16 protein-coding genes are annotated in these 15334 nt (G+C 62.0%); 11 read left to right on the top strand and 5 right to left on the bottom strand.

The window, feature by feature from the left end; all coding sequences use genetic code 11:
• Positions 1-98: 98 nt before the first annotated feature.
• The 3 genes from K5R33_RS13480 to K5R33_RS13470 form a co-directional block, all read right to left on the bottom strand.
• Positions 99-734: an HD domain-containing protein gene (locus K5R33_RS13480; RefSeq protein ID WP_220749588.1), complete on the bottom strand. Its 636-nt coding sequence runs from the start codon at positions 732-734 to the stop codon at positions 99-101.
• A complete protein-coding gene (locus K5R33_RS13475) occupies positions 691-942 on the bottom strand; it encodes a hypothetical protein (RefSeq protein ID WP_220749587.1) in 252 nt (83 codons plus the stop codon). Before K5R33_RS13475 ends, K5R33_RS13480 begins: the two co-directional genes overlap by 44 nt.
• 124 nt (positions 943-1066) lie before the next feature.
• Positions 1067-1720: an alpha/beta hydrolase gene (locus K5R33_RS13470; protein WP_220749586.1), complete on the bottom strand. Its 654-nt coding sequence runs from the start codon at positions 1718-1720 to the stop codon at positions 1067-1069.
• 157 nt (positions 1721-1877) lie between these two features.
• Here K5R33_RS13470 and iscR point away from each other — a divergent pair, with 157 nt between their 5' ends.
• From iscR to K5R33_RS13430, 8 genes are read left to right on the top strand one after another with little or no spacing between them, the layout of a single operon-like run.
• Positions 1878-2336 carry a Fe-S cluster assembly transcriptional regulator IscR gene (iscR, locus tag K5R33_RS13465; RefSeq protein WP_220749585.1) on the top strand — a complete coding sequence of 153 codons (459 nt, stop codon included), beginning with the start codon at positions 1878-1880 and terminating at the stop codon, positions 2334-2336.
• Positions 2337-2392: 56 nt separating this feature from the next.
• Positions 2393-3430, top strand: a complete 1038-nt coding sequence (locus K5R33_RS13460) for a cysteine desulfurase family protein (RefSeq protein WP_220749584.1) — start codon at positions 2393-2395, stop codon at positions 3428-3430.
• Entirely contained in the window at positions 3427-4935 is a 1509-nt protein-coding gene (gene sufB / locus K5R33_RS13455; RefSeq protein WP_220749583.1) for a Fe-S cluster assembly protein SufB, read from the top strand. Before K5R33_RS13460 ends, sufB begins: the two co-directional genes overlap by 4 nt.
• Complete coding sequence (locus K5R33_RS13450; RefSeq protein ID WP_220749582.1) at positions 4935-5294, top strand: hypothetical protein; 360 nt, start codon at positions 4935-4937, stop codon at positions 5292-5294. Before sufB ends, K5R33_RS13450 begins: the two co-directional genes overlap by 1 nt.
• 15 nt (positions 5295-5309) lie before the next feature.
• Entirely contained in the window at positions 5310-6065 is a 756-nt protein-coding gene (sufC, locus tag K5R33_RS13445; RefSeq protein ID WP_220749581.1) for a Fe-S cluster assembly ATPase SufC, read from the top strand.
• A complete protein-coding gene (locus K5R33_RS13440; protein WP_220749862.1) occupies positions 6062-7318 on the top strand; it encodes a SufB/SufD family protein in 1257 nt (418 codons plus the stop codon). Before sufC ends, K5R33_RS13440 begins: the two co-directional genes overlap by 4 nt.
• On the top strand, positions 7318-7872 hold the full coding sequence (locus K5R33_RS13435; protein WP_220749580.1) for a YIP1 family protein: 555 nt from the start codon (positions 7318-7320) through the stop codon (positions 7870-7872). The genes K5R33_RS13440 and K5R33_RS13435 overlap by 1 nt, the downstream gene beginning before the upstream one ends.
• Complete coding sequence (locus K5R33_RS13430) at positions 7865-9085, top strand: cysteine desulfurase (protein WP_220749579.1); 1221 nt, start codon at positions 7865-7867, stop codon at positions 9083-9085. The genes K5R33_RS13435 and K5R33_RS13430 overlap by 8 nt, the downstream gene beginning before the upstream one ends.
• A 15-nt stretch (positions 9086-9100) precedes the next feature.
• Here the strand turns inward: K5R33_RS13430 and K5R33_RS13425 are convergent, their stop codons facing one another.
• Complete coding sequence (locus K5R33_RS13425) at positions 9101-9568, bottom strand: YbaK/EbsC family protein (protein WP_220749578.1); 468 nt, start codon at positions 9566-9568, stop codon at positions 9101-9103.
• A gap of 51 nt (positions 9569-9619) precedes the next feature.
• On the opposite strand from K5R33_RS13425, the gene K5R33_RS13420 reads away from it, so the two are divergent.
• A complete protein-coding gene (locus tag K5R33_RS13420) occupies positions 9620-12337 on the top strand; it encodes a [protein-PII] uridylyltransferase family protein (RefSeq protein WP_220749577.1) in 2718 nt (905 codons plus the stop codon).
• 36 nt (positions 12338-12373) lie between these two features.
• On the top strand, positions 12374-12649 hold the full coding sequence (locus K5R33_RS13415; RefSeq protein ID WP_220749576.1) for a hypothetical protein: 276 nt from the start codon (positions 12374-12376) through the stop codon (positions 12647-12649).
• A gap of 60 nt (positions 12650-12709) precedes the next feature.
• Here the strand turns inward: K5R33_RS13415 and K5R33_RS13410 are convergent, their stop codons facing one another.
• The gene (locus K5R33_RS13410; RefSeq protein ID WP_255576471.1) at positions 12710-13726 is read right to left on the bottom strand and encodes a GlxA family transcriptional regulator; all 1017 of its coding nucleotides are present in this window, start codon (positions 13724-13726) and stop codon (positions 12710-12712) included.
• A gap of 178 nt (positions 13727-13904) precedes the next feature.
• Between K5R33_RS13410 and K5R33_RS13405 the strand changes: the two genes are divergently transcribed.
• The gene (locus tag K5R33_RS13405; protein ID WP_220749574.1) at positions 13905-15269 is read left to right on the top strand and encodes a class II 3-deoxy-7-phosphoheptulonate synthase; all 1365 of its coding nucleotides are present in this window, start codon (positions 13905-13907) and stop codon (positions 15267-15269) included.
• Positions 15270-15334: the final 65 nt, after the last annotated feature.

Genomic DNA, 15334 nt, shown 5'->3' with positions numbered 1-15334 from the left:
CGGGAATTGCTTATACTGTCTTAATATCCCTAAGGCGGGTGAAATAGCGTCTTAATACAACTTTAGGAAGATAATTTTCGAATTAGCCGCGCTACAGATCAATCTGCACGGCGTTTCGCGAAAAAGTCAGCGATCTTTGGCGAAAGCCAATCCCAGAGTGTGGGCGCCCCGCGAGAAATCCGGGGGCCCAGTCTCTCGCGCAGCCGGTCCTCATCCACGCCAAACTCTGCCCAGGACCCACCACCGTTTGCGAGGTTCAGGTTCGGGGGCTGAAACCTATCGAGGGATTTGGCGAAACGGGCATCTGGTGTTTCTGCCGCTTCGAATTCGTCCCATAGGGCCCGAAAGGCACGGGCCTGCTCAACCGGGAGAAGGCCAAACAAACGGTCTGCGGCTCGACACTCCGCCGCATCCTGGGCGGCCGTATCTTCTGATCCGGGCGCGAAAAACGGGGTGTCGCCTGCGTCAATCTCGACCAAATCATGGAGGAGCAGCATTCGAATCACGCGGTCAATGGACACGCCGTCCGGGGCATGGGGGCCGAGCGTCAGCGCAAAGAGCGCGAGGTGCCAGGAGTGTTCGGCGGAGTTTTCGACCCGACTGCCATCCACGATACGGGTTGCGCGGTCCACGCCCGCGAGTTTTCCGGCCTCAATGAGAAAGGCCATGCGTGCGTCGATGTCCGCCCGATCACCCAAGGCCGTCGGGTTCGCCGTCTGGCGTTTTCGCGGCATGTTGCGCGATCCGTTTCTTCAGCAGGCGATTTGCCCGTATTGCGGCCCGCTGCACCCGGACGGAGGTAATGAAGGCCTCTTGCAGCGTCTGGGAGCTATCCCCCAGCGTCTGAGCCATGATCGTGATCATCTCTTCGTCACCCGTCGCCTCTACGTGCCGGATCACATCCGTGGCGAGCTTGTCGGCGAGGGTGTTCGCGATGCTCATGGGTGACCCCACTGCGCCGCGTGTGGGCGCGCATCAGGCGGGTCGGCGTAAAGAGGACCAACGACAGCGCACCCCAGCGGGCGCAGGTGCGCTCCGGTGTGGTTCGGCTGCTGGTCCGCTATTGTCACCGCGTGGTCTCGGTCAGGCGACGCGAGACATAGCCCTTCACGCTCTCAATCATCGGATCCATATGCGGATCCTCAAAGAAATGTCCGGCGCCCTCGACCTCTTCATGGGTGATCGTAATGCCCTTTTGCTCATGCAATTTATTCACCAAGGCTGTCGTATCAGCTGGCGGCGCGACCCGATCAGCGGCGCCATTGATAATCAAACCGGATGAGGGGCAGGGGGCGAGAAAGCTAAAGTCATAACGGTCTGCCGGTGGCGAGACGCTGATAAAGCCGGTGATCTCTGGGCGCCGCATCAAAAGCTGCATTCCAATCCAAGCGCCAAAGCTAAAGCCCGCCACCCAGCAATGCTTTGAATTTGCGTTCATGGATTGCAGGTAGTCCAGCGCCGAGGCGGCATCGGACAATTCGCCCACGCCTTGATCGTATTCCCCTTGGCTGCGGCCCACGCCGCGAAAATTGAACCGCAGGACCGTGAACCCCAGGGACATGAACGCGTAATGCAGGTTGTACACCACGCGATTGTTCATCGTGCCGCCGAATTGGGGATGCGGGTGCAGGATGATTGCGATCGGAGCGTCTTTGACTTTCTGCGGGTGATAGCGGCCCTCTAGGCGGCCCTCGGGGCCGGGAAAGATCACTTCGGGCATCGTCACTCCTTGGTGGTACGCCTGGCAGGGCGGGGCCGGTATGTATTGACGCCGAGGCGGGCTAGACGATAGCCCGTGGGCGCCTGTTCTTGCGGTCCCGGAGAGTTATGCGGTGCCCGCGCCAAGGTCAACGGCAACCCAGTGGGAGGGACTGGCGATGAAGCTCAGCACCAAAGGACGTTACGCAATGGTCGCCCTGGCCGATTTGGCCATGCAGCCCACGGGTGGTTTGTCTTCGCTGGCCGATATCTCTCGACGACAAGACGTCTCACTGCCGTATCTGGAGCAATTGTTCGTCAAACTCCGCCGGGCAGAGCTTGTCGAATCTGTCCGGGGACCGGGCGGCGGATACCGTCTGGCGCGGTCTGCCTCGGACATTCGCGTGTCTGACATTCTGGCTGCCGTTGATGAGACGGTCAGTGCCCTGCAATCGGGGGCCGGGGCCAAGGGGGCAGTCTCTGGATCGCGCGCCCAGAGCATGACGAACCGTCTTTGGGAATCGCTGTCGGCCCATGTCTATGTCTTCCTGCACCAGACGCGGCTGTCGGATGTTGTGCAGAACGATCTGACACCGTGCCCAGCCGTTCCCAGCCTGTTGCAGGTTGTTGACGACTGAATTCAGGCGGCCCATCTGCGGCCCAACCCCATCATCGTCGCTACGGAGGATCGTCCATGGGCGGGCGCGTCTATTTGGATTGGAACGCAACGGCGCCCCTGCGGCCAGAGGCCCGCGCAGCCATGGTCGCCGCCATGGATGTGGTGGGCAACCCGTCTTCGGTGCACGGCGAGGGGCGGGCGGCAAAGGCTCTGGTGGAGCGGGCACGGGCCCAAGTCGCGACTGCGTTGGGCGCAGAGGCGGCGGACGTCGTCTTTGTGTCCGGCGCGACCGAAGGCGCGGCCCTGGCCATGGCCGGACGCGGGCTTCGCACGGCCCCGATCGAGCATGAGGCGGTGGTCGCTTGGGGCGACGGCGCACTTGCCGTGAATGGGCAGGGCGGCGTCGCTGTTGAGGACCCGACACAGACGGCCCTGCAACTCGCCAACTCCGAAACGGGGGTCATTCAGGACATGCCTGGCGGATTGGCCGTCAGCGACATGACCCAAGCTTTTGGCAAGGTGCCGGTGGCATTCGACTGGTCTGGTGTGCAGATGGCCCTCGTGTCGGCCCATAAGATTGGCGGGCCAAAGGGAATCGGTGCCCTCGTTCTGCGACGTGGGCTGGACGTGGCCGCCCAGATCCGTGGCGGCGGGCAAGAGATGGGGCGCCGGTCCGGCACCGAGAACATCATCGGGATCGCGGGATTCGGGGCCGCAGCCGAGGCCGCCGCCCGGGACTTGGACCAAGGTCTATGGGAGCCGGTGGCGCAACTTAGAACTTTTCTAGAAACAAGTCTTGAGGCTGCGGATAATCCGACTATTTTCGTCGGTAGCAAGACAAAGCGCCTGCCAAACACGACCTGTCTGATCACGCCTGGATGGAAGGGCGAGACGCAGGTCATGGCGCTGGACCTTGCCGGGATCGCTGTCAGCGCCGGATCGGCGTGCTCCAGCGGCAAAGTGAGGGAAAGCGCGGTGCTTCGCGCCATGGGATACGGGCCGGCCGAGGCGGATTGTGCGATCCGCGTGTCCATGGGGCCCACAACAACGGAACAGGACGTGGAGCGGTTCGTGGAAACCTTCACACGTCTGAGAAACAGGAGACGGGCATGAGCTTGGACGAAGTGCAGGTCAAAGACGGCGTTGACGCGGAAACCGTCGAAGCCGTCAAATCCCTTTCGGGGACCTATAAGCACGGTTGGGACACCGATATCGAGATGGAGTATGCGCCCAAGGGTCTCTCCGAAGATATCGTGCGGCTGATCTCCGAAAAGAATGATGAGCCGGAGTGGATGTTGGAGTGGCGGTTGGCCGCCTACCGCCGCTGGGTTCAGATGGAAGAGCCGACCTGGGCCATGGTCGACTACCCCAAGATCGACTTCCAGGATCAGTATTACTATGCCCGCCCGGCTTCGATGACGGAAAAGCCGAAGTCCCTGGATGAGGTCGATCCAAAGCTGCTGGAGACCTACAATAAGCTGGGGATTCCGCTGAAGGAGCAGGCGCTGCTGGCTGGTGTCGAGCCCGCGCCCGAGGATCGTAAGGTCGCCGTGGACGCTGTGTTCGACTCCGTCTCCGTTGGCACCACCTTCCAGGCCGAATTGGCCAAAGCAGGCGTAATTTTCTGCTCGATCTCCGAGGCCATCAAAGAGCACCCGGAGCTTGTGAAGAAGTACCTCGGGTCGGTGATCCCGCAGTCCGACAACTACTACGCGACGCTGAACTCGGCCGTGTTTTCCGACGGCTCCTTCGTCTACATCCCCAAGGGCGTGCGCTGCCCGATGGAGTTGTCCACCTACTTCCGCATTAACGCGGAAAACACGGGCCAGTTTGAGCGGACATTGATCATCGCGGACGAAGGGTCCTACGTCAGCTACCTCGAAGGCTGTACCGCGCCCCAGCGGGACGTCGCCCAGCTGCATGCGGCTTGCGTGGAACTGGTTCTGCTGGATGATGCGGAGATCAAATATTCCACGGTCCAGAACTGGTTCCCGGGGGATGAGAACGGCAAGGGTGGCATCTATAACTTTGTGACCAAGCGCGCCGACTGTCGGGGTGCGCGGTCCAAAGTGATGTGGACCCAGGTCGAAACCGGCTCCGCCGTGACGTGGAAGTATCCGTCCTGCATCCTGCGCGGTGACGACAGCCAGGGCGAGTTCTACTCCATCGCCATCGCCAACAACTACCAGCAGGCGGATACGGGGACCAAGATGGTCCACCTGGGCAAGAACACCAAGTCGCGCATCGTCTCCAAAGGGATCAGCGCTGGTAAGGCTCAGAATACCTATCGCGGCCTGGTGTCGATGCACCCGAAGGCAAAGAACGGGCGCAACTACACCCAGTGCGATAGCTTGCTGATCGGTGACAAGTGCGGCGCCCACACGGTTCCCTACATCGAAGTGAAGAACAATTCGTCCCGCGTGGAACATGAGGCCACGACCTCGAAGGTGGACGATGATCAACTCTTCTACTGCCGCTCCCGCGGGATGGACGAAGAAGAGGCCGTGGCGCTGGTGGTGAACGGCTTCTGTAAGGAAGTGCTCCAGGCGCTTCCGATGGAGTTCGCCATGGAGGCACAGCAGTTGGTGGCAATCTCGTTGGAAGGGTCGGTCGGCTGATGGCGAAGCAGCCCTCCACCAGGGTCATCCCGACCCCGTTGGAGGTGCTGCGCGTCTTGCCCCGCATCGGGCTGCACCTTCTTTTGCCTGCGATGGTGATCGGTGCGGTAGGCGGCAGCTTGTTTGACCTGCTGCTGCGGCATGAGGGCTACCCGCTTGCCATGGCGGGGCTGCTGATCGGGCCGGTCGTGTTTGCCACTGTCATCAACGCGTTGGAGCGGCTGGATCAAGCGCACGCCGCGCGCATGACGGTGCTGACCGAGGCGTATCAGCGGGCCGAGACGGCAAAACGGCAAGCCCGCGCGAAACGCCAGGGCGAATTGGTGAAATTTGAAGAACATCGCGCCAAGCGGCGCTGACAAGGGACGAAAGACATGCTGAACATCAAGGACTTGCACGTCAAACTTGAAGAAGAAGACAAGCAGATCCTCAAGGGGATCAACTTGGAAGTGCCCGCGGGCGAGGTGCACGCGATCATGGGGCCGAACGGCTCGGGCAAATCGACCTTGTCATATGTGCTGTCGGGGCGCGACGGCTATGAAGTGACGGGCGGCGAAGCGGCCCTCGAAGGCGAAGACCTGTTGGAAATGGAACCGGAGGAGCGTGCCGCAGCAGGTCTGTTCCTGGCGTTCCAATACCCCGTTGAGATCCCGGGCGTCGGCAATATGACCTTCCTGCGTACCGCCGTGAATGCCCAGCGGAAGGCCCGGGGCGAGGACGAATTGTCCGCCGGTGACTTCCTCAAAGAGGTCCGCGCCAAGGCCAAGACGCTCAAGATCGACGCCGATATGCTGAAGCGACCGGTCAACGTCGGCTTCTCGGGCGGTGAGAAGAAGCGGAACGAGATCCTCCAGATGGCAATGCTGGAGCCGAAGATGTGTATCCTCGATGAGACCGACTCAGGTCTCGACGTGGACGCCATGAAGCTGGTGTCTGAAGGGGTTAATGCCCTGCGGGATGCGGGCCGGGGATTCCTTGTGATCACGCACTACCAACGTCTTCTGGACCACATCAAACCCGATGTGGTGCACATCATGGCCGATGGCCGGATCGTGAAATCGGGTGGGCCCGAGTTGGCTCTGGAAGTCGAACAGAACGGCTATGCCGATATCTTGGGTGAGGTGGCCTGATGCTGCCAGAATCGAAGAAAACGGATCTTGATCAACGCCTTGGTGCGTTGACGATGCCGGAATCGACCGGTTGGCTGCAATCCGCGCGGGAGGCCGCTCGGGAGCGTCTGAGCGTCTCCGGCCTACCGGCACGTCGGGACGAGTACTGGCGCTACACGGACCCCAAAGCGTTCGTTCAAGCCGCACCAGGTGTTGTCGCGACCGAGAACACAACAGAGGTTTTCGCAGATCTCGAAGCCTTTGTGATCACAGTCGAGAACGGCGTCGTCTCCTTCACGGGGGACGCTCCGGCAGGCTTGGAGATCTCGACACTCGCCTCTGTCGCAACCACCGACATCCACTGGGCGCGTGAGGTCTATGGCGCCCTGGAGGCAGCGGGGTCGCAACCCGTCGTGCGTCCTCTGGCATCGCTCAACACGGCCTATGCGCAAGATGGCGTGCTCATCCGGGCAACCGCGCCGGTAGAGACGCCCGTGGTGATCCGCTACGCGCCGGGTGAGGACCCGATCCTGCATCACGTGATCCGCGTAACGGCCAACGCGTCGATGACGCTTCTCGAAGTCGGCACCCCAGGCGGGCGTGGAAATACGGTCGCTGAGGTGGAGGTCGCCGACGGTGGGGCCTTCCATCACATCCGGGTGCAAGGCCCGGACGACGCGCGGCACGCCAACACCCACACCTTCGCCGCGCTTGGCGAGGCGAGTACGATCAAGTCCTTTACGCTTTCGGCAAACGGTGCGCTGACGCGGAATGAAGCTGTGATCACACTCACGGGCGACGATGCGATCGCGCATGTTGCCGGCGCAGCCTTCGGCAAAGGTGATTTTCACCACGATGACACGGTGTTTGTGACCCATGACGCCGAGCGCTGCGAAAGCCGCCAGGTGTTCAAGAAGGTTCTGCGCGATGGCGCCACGGGTGTCTTCCAAGGGAAGATCCTGGTGAAAGAAGGCGCGCAAAAGACGGATGGCTATCAGATTAGCCAGTCCCTCTTGCTCGACGACGACAGTGTTTTCCTCGCGAAGCCTGAGCTGGAAATCTATGCCGACGACGTTGCTTGTTCCCATGGGTCGACAACCGGGGCTATCGATGAGACGGCGCTGTTTTATCTGCGCTCGCGCGGGGTGCCGAAACGTGTCGCAACGGACCTTTTGGTGTTGAGCTTCCTGGCGGAAGCCCTTGATGAGATTGAAGATGATGATCTCAGAGAGCGCGTGTCCGACTATCTCGCAGACTGGCTGGCACAGCAGTAATGGCCGCAACCCGTGACATCCCGCGGGCGTGGTTGCGCCCGCGGCAAGTGATGGTGGATCTGTTGAGCCGTGGTCCAGATGAACGCGTGGCGTTTGTCTATCTGGCCGTTGGGTCGGTGCTCGGCTTCGTGTCCCAACTTCCTGCGATTGTGCGGCGCTCACGGGAGGTGGATCCGACGTTTGATGCCGTTCTCACCGAGGAGGCGCGCGAGGCTGGCATGGCCGTCTCCAGCGTGGCTGATACCAAATTCGACGCGCTGATCTCTGGCGCGCTGATGGGCTGGATCTTCATCATTCCAGTGGTGATGTACGCGCTGGCATGGATCACGCGCTTGGTCGGGCGGGTTGTCGGCGGGCGGGGCACGGGCCTGCGGTCCAGGGTCGCGCTCTTCTGGTCTTTCCTTGCTATCAGCCCAGCGTTGCTGTTGCTCGGCTTGACGGCAGGCTTTGTCGGCCCAGGTCCGGCTCAGACGCTGGTCGGCACGATCACCGTATCCGGCTTCATCTGGATATGGACCAATTCCCTCTACGTGGCGGAGACTCCCCATGTTTGATATCGACGCGGTACGCGCGCAATTCCCGATCCTCTCCCGTGAGGTGAATGGCAAACCCCTGGTGTACTTGGATAATGGGGCATCTGCGCAAAAGCCTCAGGTGGTTCTGGACACGATCCAGCGGGCCTATGCCCAGGAGTATTCGAACGTGCACCGGGGCCTTCATACCCTCTCGACCATCTCGACCGAGAACTATGAGGCCGTGCGCGGGACTGTGGCGCGGTTTCTGAACGCACCACGGGCTGAAGATATCGTTTTTACGTCAGGCACCACGGAGGCGATGAACCTAGTTAGCTACGGCTGGGCCGCGCCCCGCCTTGAGGCCGGGGATGAGATCATCCTGTCGGTGATGGAGCACCACGCGAACATCGTGCCTTGGCACTTTCTGCGCGAGAGGCAGGGCGTCAAACTCGTCTGGGTGGAACCCGACGTCAACGGCGATCTCGATCCGCAGGTTGTCTTGGACGCGATGACTGACCGGACAAGGCTGATCGCAATAACCCATCTTTCCAACGTCTTAGGAACAGTTGTTGATGTAAAGGCAATCGCTGCGGGCGCGCATGCGCGCGGCATCCCTGTTTTGGTGGATGGCAGTCAGGCGGCGGTCCACATGCCGGTGGACGTCTCTGACCTCGGGTGTGATTTCTATGCTGTGACCGGGCACAAGCTCTATGGGCCGTCCGGCTCTGGCGCGATCTACATCCACCCTGACAGAATGGCGGAGATGCAGCCTTTCATGGGCGGTGGTGACATGATCCGGGAGGTCCACCGGGATCGTGTGACCTGGAACGACCCGCCCATGAAATTTGAAGCGGGAACGCCCGGGATCGTGCAGACCATCGGACTTGGCGCCGCTTTGGAGTGGATGATGGGCGTGGGCATGGGGGCGATTGCCGACCATGAACGCACGCTGCGCGACTACGCCCGGGACAGATTGGCAGGGTTGAACTGGTTGAATGTGCAGGGGCAAAGCGCTGATAAAGCAGCAATTTTCTCTTTCACCTTGGATGGGGCGGCCCATGCTCACGATATCTCCACTGTTCTAGACAAGCGGGGCGTCGCGGTGCGTGCCGGTCACCACTGTGCGCAGCCTTTGATGGAACATCTCGGCGTCAGTGCGACCTGCCGTGCCAGCTTCGCTGTATATAACACGACTGACGAGGTAGACGTGCTTGTGGACGCGTTGGAGCTTTGTCACGATCTCTTTTCGTGACAGTGGCTTAGACGACTAACTTGAGGTGAAATCGGCGACGGTTGCGCCCGTTACCAGTTGCAAATCCATCGGATTGATTGGGAACACGTGCCGTGGGGTTCCGGCTGCTGCCCAGACCTCTGTAAAGTCCAGCAAACGCCGGTCCATCCAGACGGGGCTTTGCGTGACATGTCCGACGGGCGCGACGCCGCCGATTGCGAAACCCGTGATTTTGCGAACCGTATTCGCATCTGCGCGAGTGAGAGGCATGGCGGCGAGGGCGGTGGCTTTGTCTGGGCAGACCTGGCGACCGCCGGCCGTGAGGAAGAGCGCGCATCCGTCGCCGCACCCGAAGATGATCGACTTCGCAATCTGGTCCAGGGCACAGCCCACGGCGTCTGCCGCCTGCTGGGCTGTCCGGGTTTCGCCGGGCATTTCAATCGGGCGACCCTCAAGGTTGAAACTCTCTAGGGCTGTGATCACACGTTTCAGACTCTTGCTCATTGCCGTGTTGTGCCCATTGACGCAGGCCAAGCCAAGCCCACACCGTATGATATGTTCCTAGATCGCCTCCGCTATCATCCAATTCCTTTTGATCGAGACGCCGGAGCAGCCGCTGCGGCAAAGGTTCCGCCAGAGGCTGCTCCTTTGGTGGCAGGGGTAGCTGGTTGCAGCCCCTATCTCGCTGGTCTGATGGCAAAAGAAGCCGATTGGCTAGACGCCCTTTGGTACCACTCGCCGGAGGTGATGCTTCGGACGCTTCTGGATGATGTGGCCGCCATAGGGGGAGAGCCAAAGCGTGCCCTGCGGCAGGCCAAGCGCCGCGCCGCTCTGCTGGTAGGTTTGGCTGAGGTGTCTGGTGTCTGGCCCGTGATGGAGGCCACGCGCGCCCTAACGCGTTTTGCGGACGCTGCGCTGGACAAATGTCTGACATTTGCGTTGGGCCGTCACGGCGCTGATCTGGTCGGCCCGAGCGGCGGGTTGGTCGCTTTGGCCATGGGCAAGATGGGGGCCGGAGAACTCAATTATTCCAGCGATATAGACCTTATCCTGTTGTTCGACGAGGCACGCTATGCGCCGAGCGACTACGCCATGGTCCGGGCCAAGTTGCTGAAAGCTGCTCGGCTGGCCTTGGCTCAAATGTCAGACATTACCGCCGATGGGTATGTGTTCCGCACAGACCTCAGATTGCGCCCAGACCCATCTTCGACCCCGATCGTGTTGTCCATGGAAACGGCGGAGCGGTACTACGAGGCCATGGGTCGAACCTGGGAACGGGCGGCCTGGATCAAGGCGCGGCCCGCTGCTGGCGACCTTGAGGCCGGTGCTGCCTTCATTCAGCGGCTCGCACCCTTCGTTTGGCGGCGGCATCTGGACTACGCGGTGGTTGAGGATGCCCATGACATGCGTTTGCGCATTCGTGATCACAAAGGGTTCGGCGCCGCCTGGGATGTTCCGGGACACCATTTGAAACTGGGGCAGGGCGGGATCCGAGAAATCGAGTTTTTCACCCAAACCCATCAGATCATCTCCGGTGGACGCGATCCCTCCCTCCGGTCGCCGCAAACCCTAGAGGCGCTTGATCGTTTGGTGGCGGCGGGATGGGTCGAGCCTGACGCAGCGCGGATTCTGTCAGTGACCTATCGCACGCTGCGCAGCATGGAGCACCGGTTGCAGATGGTCCAAGATGCCCAAACCCATAGCGTTCCGAAGGATGCCGAAGGGATCCGGCGCCTTGCGTGTTTCATGGGCACGGACGACGCGGATGGATTTGTGGAGGATCTCCGGTCCCGGCTACAGGCCGTAGAGGCGATAACGGACCCGCGTTTTCGTCCGCGCGATCCCGCACCCGCCTCTGACGTTTTCCTCAATCGTCGGGACGTCTTGGACAGGTGGCAGACGTATCCGGCGCTTCGCTCTGATCGGGCGCGGCAAATCTTTACCCGTATTCGGCCAGGGCTGCTGCGCAGGCTGGCATCGGCGGCCCGCCCCGATGAGGCGCTTGCAGCCTTTGACGGTTTTCTCGCGGGCCTGCCTGCTGGTGTGCAAATCCTGTCGCTGTTCGATGCGCATCCGATCCTGATCGAGTTGGTTGGCGAAATTTGTGCCGTCGCGCCGGACCTTGCGCGGTATCTGGCGCAGAATGCGGCGGTGTTTGATGCGGTGATTGCTGGGGATTTCCTGGCACCGCTGCCACAGGACTACGACGCGAACCTCTGTCTGTCTGACGATTTTGAGCAATGTCTGGAGGCCGTGCGGCGTTGGCATCGGGAGGCTCATTTTCGGATTGGCGTCCATTTGTTGCGCGGGTTGGTGCCGCCCGACGAGGCCGCGCGCCAATACGCGCGTCTGGCAGACGCCGTCCTGCGCACCTGTTGGGTAGCCGCAGAGGGGGAGACGGCCCGCCGTTATGGGCGCATCGCGGGGCTGCGCCTGGCCGGTCTTGGCATGGGGTCCCTGGGTGTCGGATCTTTGACGGCACGGTCGGATCTGGATTTGGTCGTCCTGCACGATGGCGCGGCGGCCGATGCCCTCTCGGACGGTCGTCGCGGCCTGGGACCCGGTCAATGGGCGGCGAAATTTACTCAGGTGCTGATTACGGCGCTCAACGCGCCCATGGGGGATGGTCGGCTCTATGAGGTGGATATGCGCCTGCGTCCGTCCGGGCGGCAGGGGCCTCTGGCGACGTCCCTGTCCGCCTTCCGCAGCTATCAGGCGGAGGCGGCCTGGGTGTGGGAGCATATGGCGCTGACCCGCGCGCGCGCTGTTGCGGGCGACGCTGATCTGCGTTCGATGACAGAGGCCGCGCGGGTGGAGGTCTTGGGCGCAGGGCGATTTGCTCCTGCAACGATCCTCGAAGATCTGGTCGATATGCGCCGCCGTTTGGCCGATGCAAAGGTCGGCGGCCAGGGCATTGCCGTAAAGACCGGACCGGGGCGCCTCCAGGACATTGAGCTTTTGGCACAGGCCAACACCCTGCTCGCTGGTAGCTCGGCGCGGGATGTGCAGGCGCAACTGGTGGTCGGGACATGGCTGACGGAGGCAGAACAGCAGACGTTGTTCCAAAGCCATCAGCATCTGTCGCGGGTGCAGCAGGTCGTGCGGTTGCTGACGGGGGACGAGGTTCCGGCGTCCTTGGGAACGGGCGGGGAAGGGTTCGTTGCCCGCAGCCTCGGATTGCCAGATTTCGAGGCTGTCGTGGCGGCCAGCGATGCCGCAGCGGAGGCCGCCCAGGTCGTGATCGAAGGCGCCCTTGCCCGCGGCCTAGGCTAGGTCTAGCTGACGGGCACTAGTCAGAGAGGGGTGGAGATGGCCAAAGAAGGACGCAGTGCGGACGATCCAAAAGCGCTGATCCACGAGGCGTATCGGATCGACGGGATCAGCCTGGCGGAATGCCGGTCGATCTTTCTGGATTGGGCCTTGAGCCTGACGGAGCGCAAAGCGACTGAGGCGATCCCCCGGCTGCTCGCGGCACATGGCGCCCCGGATCACCCGATGACGCAGGTTTTGAACGAGGGCCTCACCGCGCCGGCTCAAACCGGGCGCCGTGGGGGGCGGGCGGCCCGTGTGGGGACGCCCGATTAGGGGGCCGTCCGGCGCGTGGCGTCCTGCCGTTGGCCTAGCAGGCGGGGCGTATGGGCGCGGTCACCCAGCGGGCGCGGCTTTGGCGCCGCGCTCCCTGTAGGGGGTCGTGCCATATTGCGCCCGGTAGCATTTCGAGAAATGCGATGGTGATGTAAACCCGCATGCCAGCGCCACATTGATGATCGACATATCCGTCTGCATCAGCAAGTTGCGGGCTTTGCCCAGGCGCAGTTCCATGTAGTAGCGTTTTGGCGAGCGGTTCAGATACCGGCGAAACAGCCGCTCAAGCTGCCGTGTGGACATGCCGACGTCGGCTGCGAGAACGGAGGGGCTGATGGGGTCCTCTATGTTCTGCTCCATCTCGCGGATCACCTGGCTCAGGCGTGGGTGACGCACGCCAATCCGCGTCGGGATCGACAGACGCTGCGTGTCCTGATCCGTGCGAATGGAGCTATAGATCATCTGGTCGGCCACGAGAGACGCCAGGTCCTCACCGAAATCGCGGGCGATGATGTACAGCATCAGATCGACCTCTGCCGTGCCGCCAGCGGTGGTCAAGCGTTTGCCGTCCACGGTGAACACGGATTTGGTGAGGTCGATGTCCGGGAACGTCTCGGCAAAGCTGTCGTGGTTTTCCCAATGGATCGTGGCACGTTTCCCATCCAAAAGCCCGGCGACCGCCAATGTGTAGGACGCCGTACAAAGCCCGCCGATTGTGATCCCCCGGCGCGCCTCACGCCGCAGCCAGGAGATGATGCGTTTGGAAGACGCCTCGGCAACGTCGACGCCGCCGACCACCAAAAGGGTGTCATCGCGGCTGATCTCTTCCAGGTCGCGGTCCATGACAAAGGCCGTGCCGGCCGAACACCGGACCGTGCCGCCGCCCTCTCCGATCATTTCCCAGCTATAGAGCGTGGCGCCAGCCATCCGGTTCGCGATGCGCATGGCGTCCACGGCGCTGGCCAGGCACATCAAGGTAAAGCCATCCAGCAAGACGAAAACATAGTGGAGGGGCCGCGTCGGCACCGGCTTGGTCAAGACGCTCGCCTGGCGAACTTGCGTGGTGGAGGAGGTCATGTGCCGACCCTGTGTTGCCATGGCGAATCCCCTGCGCGCGGCCCGCGCCCGGCGGCGCGGGTGACAGCAAAAACCGCCTTCGTGACCAGGATCAAGCGAATCCTTCTCGGATCGTCTGGTCCTGACCGGTTGATTGCGCTATCGCAGGCATCCGTACCGACCGACCGGAGGGAATGATATGGCATGGTCGAAAGCCGATTGGAGAGCGAAGCCACGGGTTCAAATGCCCGAGTATACCGACACGGCCGCCTTGGCCGCGGTCGAGGCGCGCCTGGCCACCTATCCCCCCTTGGTCTTCGCGGGCGAGGCCCGGACGCTAAAAGAGGAGCTTGCGGCCGCCGGACGCGGTGAAGCCTTCTTGCTGCAAGGGGGCGATTGCGCCGAAAGCTTTGCGGAGTTCAGCGCCGATACCATTCGCGACACCTTCAAGGTCATGCTGCAAATGGCGATGGTCCTGACCTATGGCGCCAAGGTGCCTGTGGTGAAGGTGGGTCGCATGGCAGGGCAATTCGCCAAGCCGCGCAGTGCGGCCACAGAAATGAAGGACGGCGTGGAGCTGCCCAGCTACCGCGGCGATATCATCAATGAGTTGCCCTTTACCGCCGAGGCGCGCATCCCGAACCCCGATAAGATGTTGCGCGCCTACACCCAGGCGGCGGCGACGCTGAACCTGTTGCGCGCCTTTTCCAAAGGTGGTTTCGCCGACGTCCACCAGGTCCATGCCTGGACTCTGGGCTTCGCGCAGGGCCAGCGCATTGAGCAGTACCGGGATATGGCGAACCGGATCCAAGACACGCTCGACTTTATGACGGCGGCAGGTTTGACCGCTGATACGAACGCCGAATTGTCCACCGTGGACTTCTACACCTCCCACGAGGCGCTGCTGCTGGAGTATGAAGAGGCGCTCTGCCGCCAGGATTCGCTCAGTGGGCAATGGCTTGCGGGATCGGGTCACATGATCTGGATCGGGGACCGCACGCGGCAGCCCGATGGCGCCCACGTGGAATTCTGCCAGGGCGTGCTGAACCCAATTGGGTTGAAGTGCGGGCCGTCCACCACCGCCGAAGACCTGAAGATCCTGATCGAAAAGCTCAACCCCGAGAACGAGATGGGTCGTCTGACCTTGATCGCCCGGTTCGGCGCGGGCGAAGTGGCGAAGCATTTGCCGCGCCTCATCAGCACCGTTCAGGAGATGGATGCCAACGTCGTTTGGACCTGTGACGCCATGCACGGGAACACGATCAAGGCGAACTCCGGCTATAAGACGCGGCCCTTTGAAAAGGTCTTGTCCGAAGTGCGGGAGTTCTTTGCCGTCCACCGCGATCACGGCACGATCCCGGCTGGTGTTCATTTTGAGATGACGGGCCAAGATGTGACCGAATGCACCGGCGGCGTGCGAGATGTGACGTCCGAAGATTTGTCGCTGCGCTATCACACGGCGTGCGATCCTCGGCTGAATGCCTCGCAGTCCTTGGAACTGGCGTTCTTGGTTGCCGAGGAACTGTCGGGTCTACGTCAAGACCGGGCGCGCGCGGCCTCCTGAGCGGCGGCGTAGCTTATTTGGAAAGGGCCGGACGATCAGCTCGTCCGGCCCTTTTCGCCTCTGCT

Origin of the sequence: Jannaschia pagri, assembly GCF_019655435.1 — a bacterium.
GTDB classification, from domain to species: domain Bacteria; phylum Pseudomonadota; class Alphaproteobacteria; order Rhodobacterales; family Rhodobacteraceae; genus Jannaschia; species Jannaschia pagri.
Note: the sequence above shows the minus strand (reverse complement) of the source record. Positions and strands in the feature narration are given on the sequence as shown.

Coding starts and splice junctions, on each gene's coding strand:
- K5R33_RS13410 (WP_255576471.1), bottom strand. CDS start 13,726: ATGACCTCCTCCACCACGCAAGTTCGCCAGGCGAGCGTCTTGACCAAG.
- K5R33_RS13425 (WP_220749578.1), bottom strand. CDS start 9,568: ATGAGCAAGAGTCTGAAACGTGTGATCACAGCCCTAGAGAGTTTCAAC.
- K5R33_RS13420 (WP_220749577.1), top strand. CDS start 9,620: ATGTTCCTAGATCGCCTCCGCTATCATCCAATTCCTTTTGATCGAGAC.
- sufC (WP_220749581.1), top strand. CDS start 5,310: ATGCTGAACATCAAGGACTTGCACGTCAAACTTGAAGAAGAAGACAAG.
- iscR (WP_220749585.1), top strand. CDS start 1,878: ATGAAGCTCAGCACCAAAGGACGTTACGCAATGGTCGCCCTGGCCGAT.
- K5R33_RS13460 (WP_220749584.1), top strand. CDS start 2,393: ATGGGCGGGCGCGTCTATTTGGATTGGAACGCAACGGCGCCCCTGCGG.
- K5R33_RS13415 (WP_220749576.1), top strand. CDS start 12,374: ATGGCCAAAGAAGGACGCAGTGCGGACGATCCAAAAGCGCTGATCCAC.
- sufB (WP_220749583.1), top strand. CDS start 3,427: ATGAGCTTGGACGAAGTGCAGGTCAAAGACGGCGTTGACGCGGAAACC.
- K5R33_RS13450 (WP_220749582.1), top strand. CDS start 4,935: ATGGCGAAGCAGCCCTCCACCAGGGTCATCCCGACCCCGTTGGAGGTG.
- K5R33_RS13435 (WP_220749580.1), top strand. CDS start 7,318: ATGGCCGCAACCCGTGACATCCCGCGGGCGTGGTTGCGCCCGCGGCAA.
- K5R33_RS13430 (WP_220749579.1), top strand. CDS start 7,865: ATGTTTGATATCGACGCGGTACGCGCGCAATTCCCGATCCTCTCCCGT.
- K5R33_RS13470 (WP_220749586.1), bottom strand. CDS start 1,720: ATGCCCGAAGTGATCTTTCCCGGCCCCGAGGGCCGCCTAGAGGGCCGC.
- K5R33_RS13480 (WP_220749588.1), bottom strand. CDS start 734: ATGCCGCGAAAACGCCAGACGGCGAACCCGACGGCCTTGGGTGATCGG.
- K5R33_RS13405 (WP_220749574.1), top strand. CDS start 13,905: ATGGCATGGTCGAAAGCCGATTGGAGAGCGAAGCCACGGGTTCAAATG.
- K5R33_RS13475 (WP_220749587.1), bottom strand. CDS start 942: ATGAGCATCGCGAACACCCTCGCCGACAAGCTCGCCACGGATGTGATC.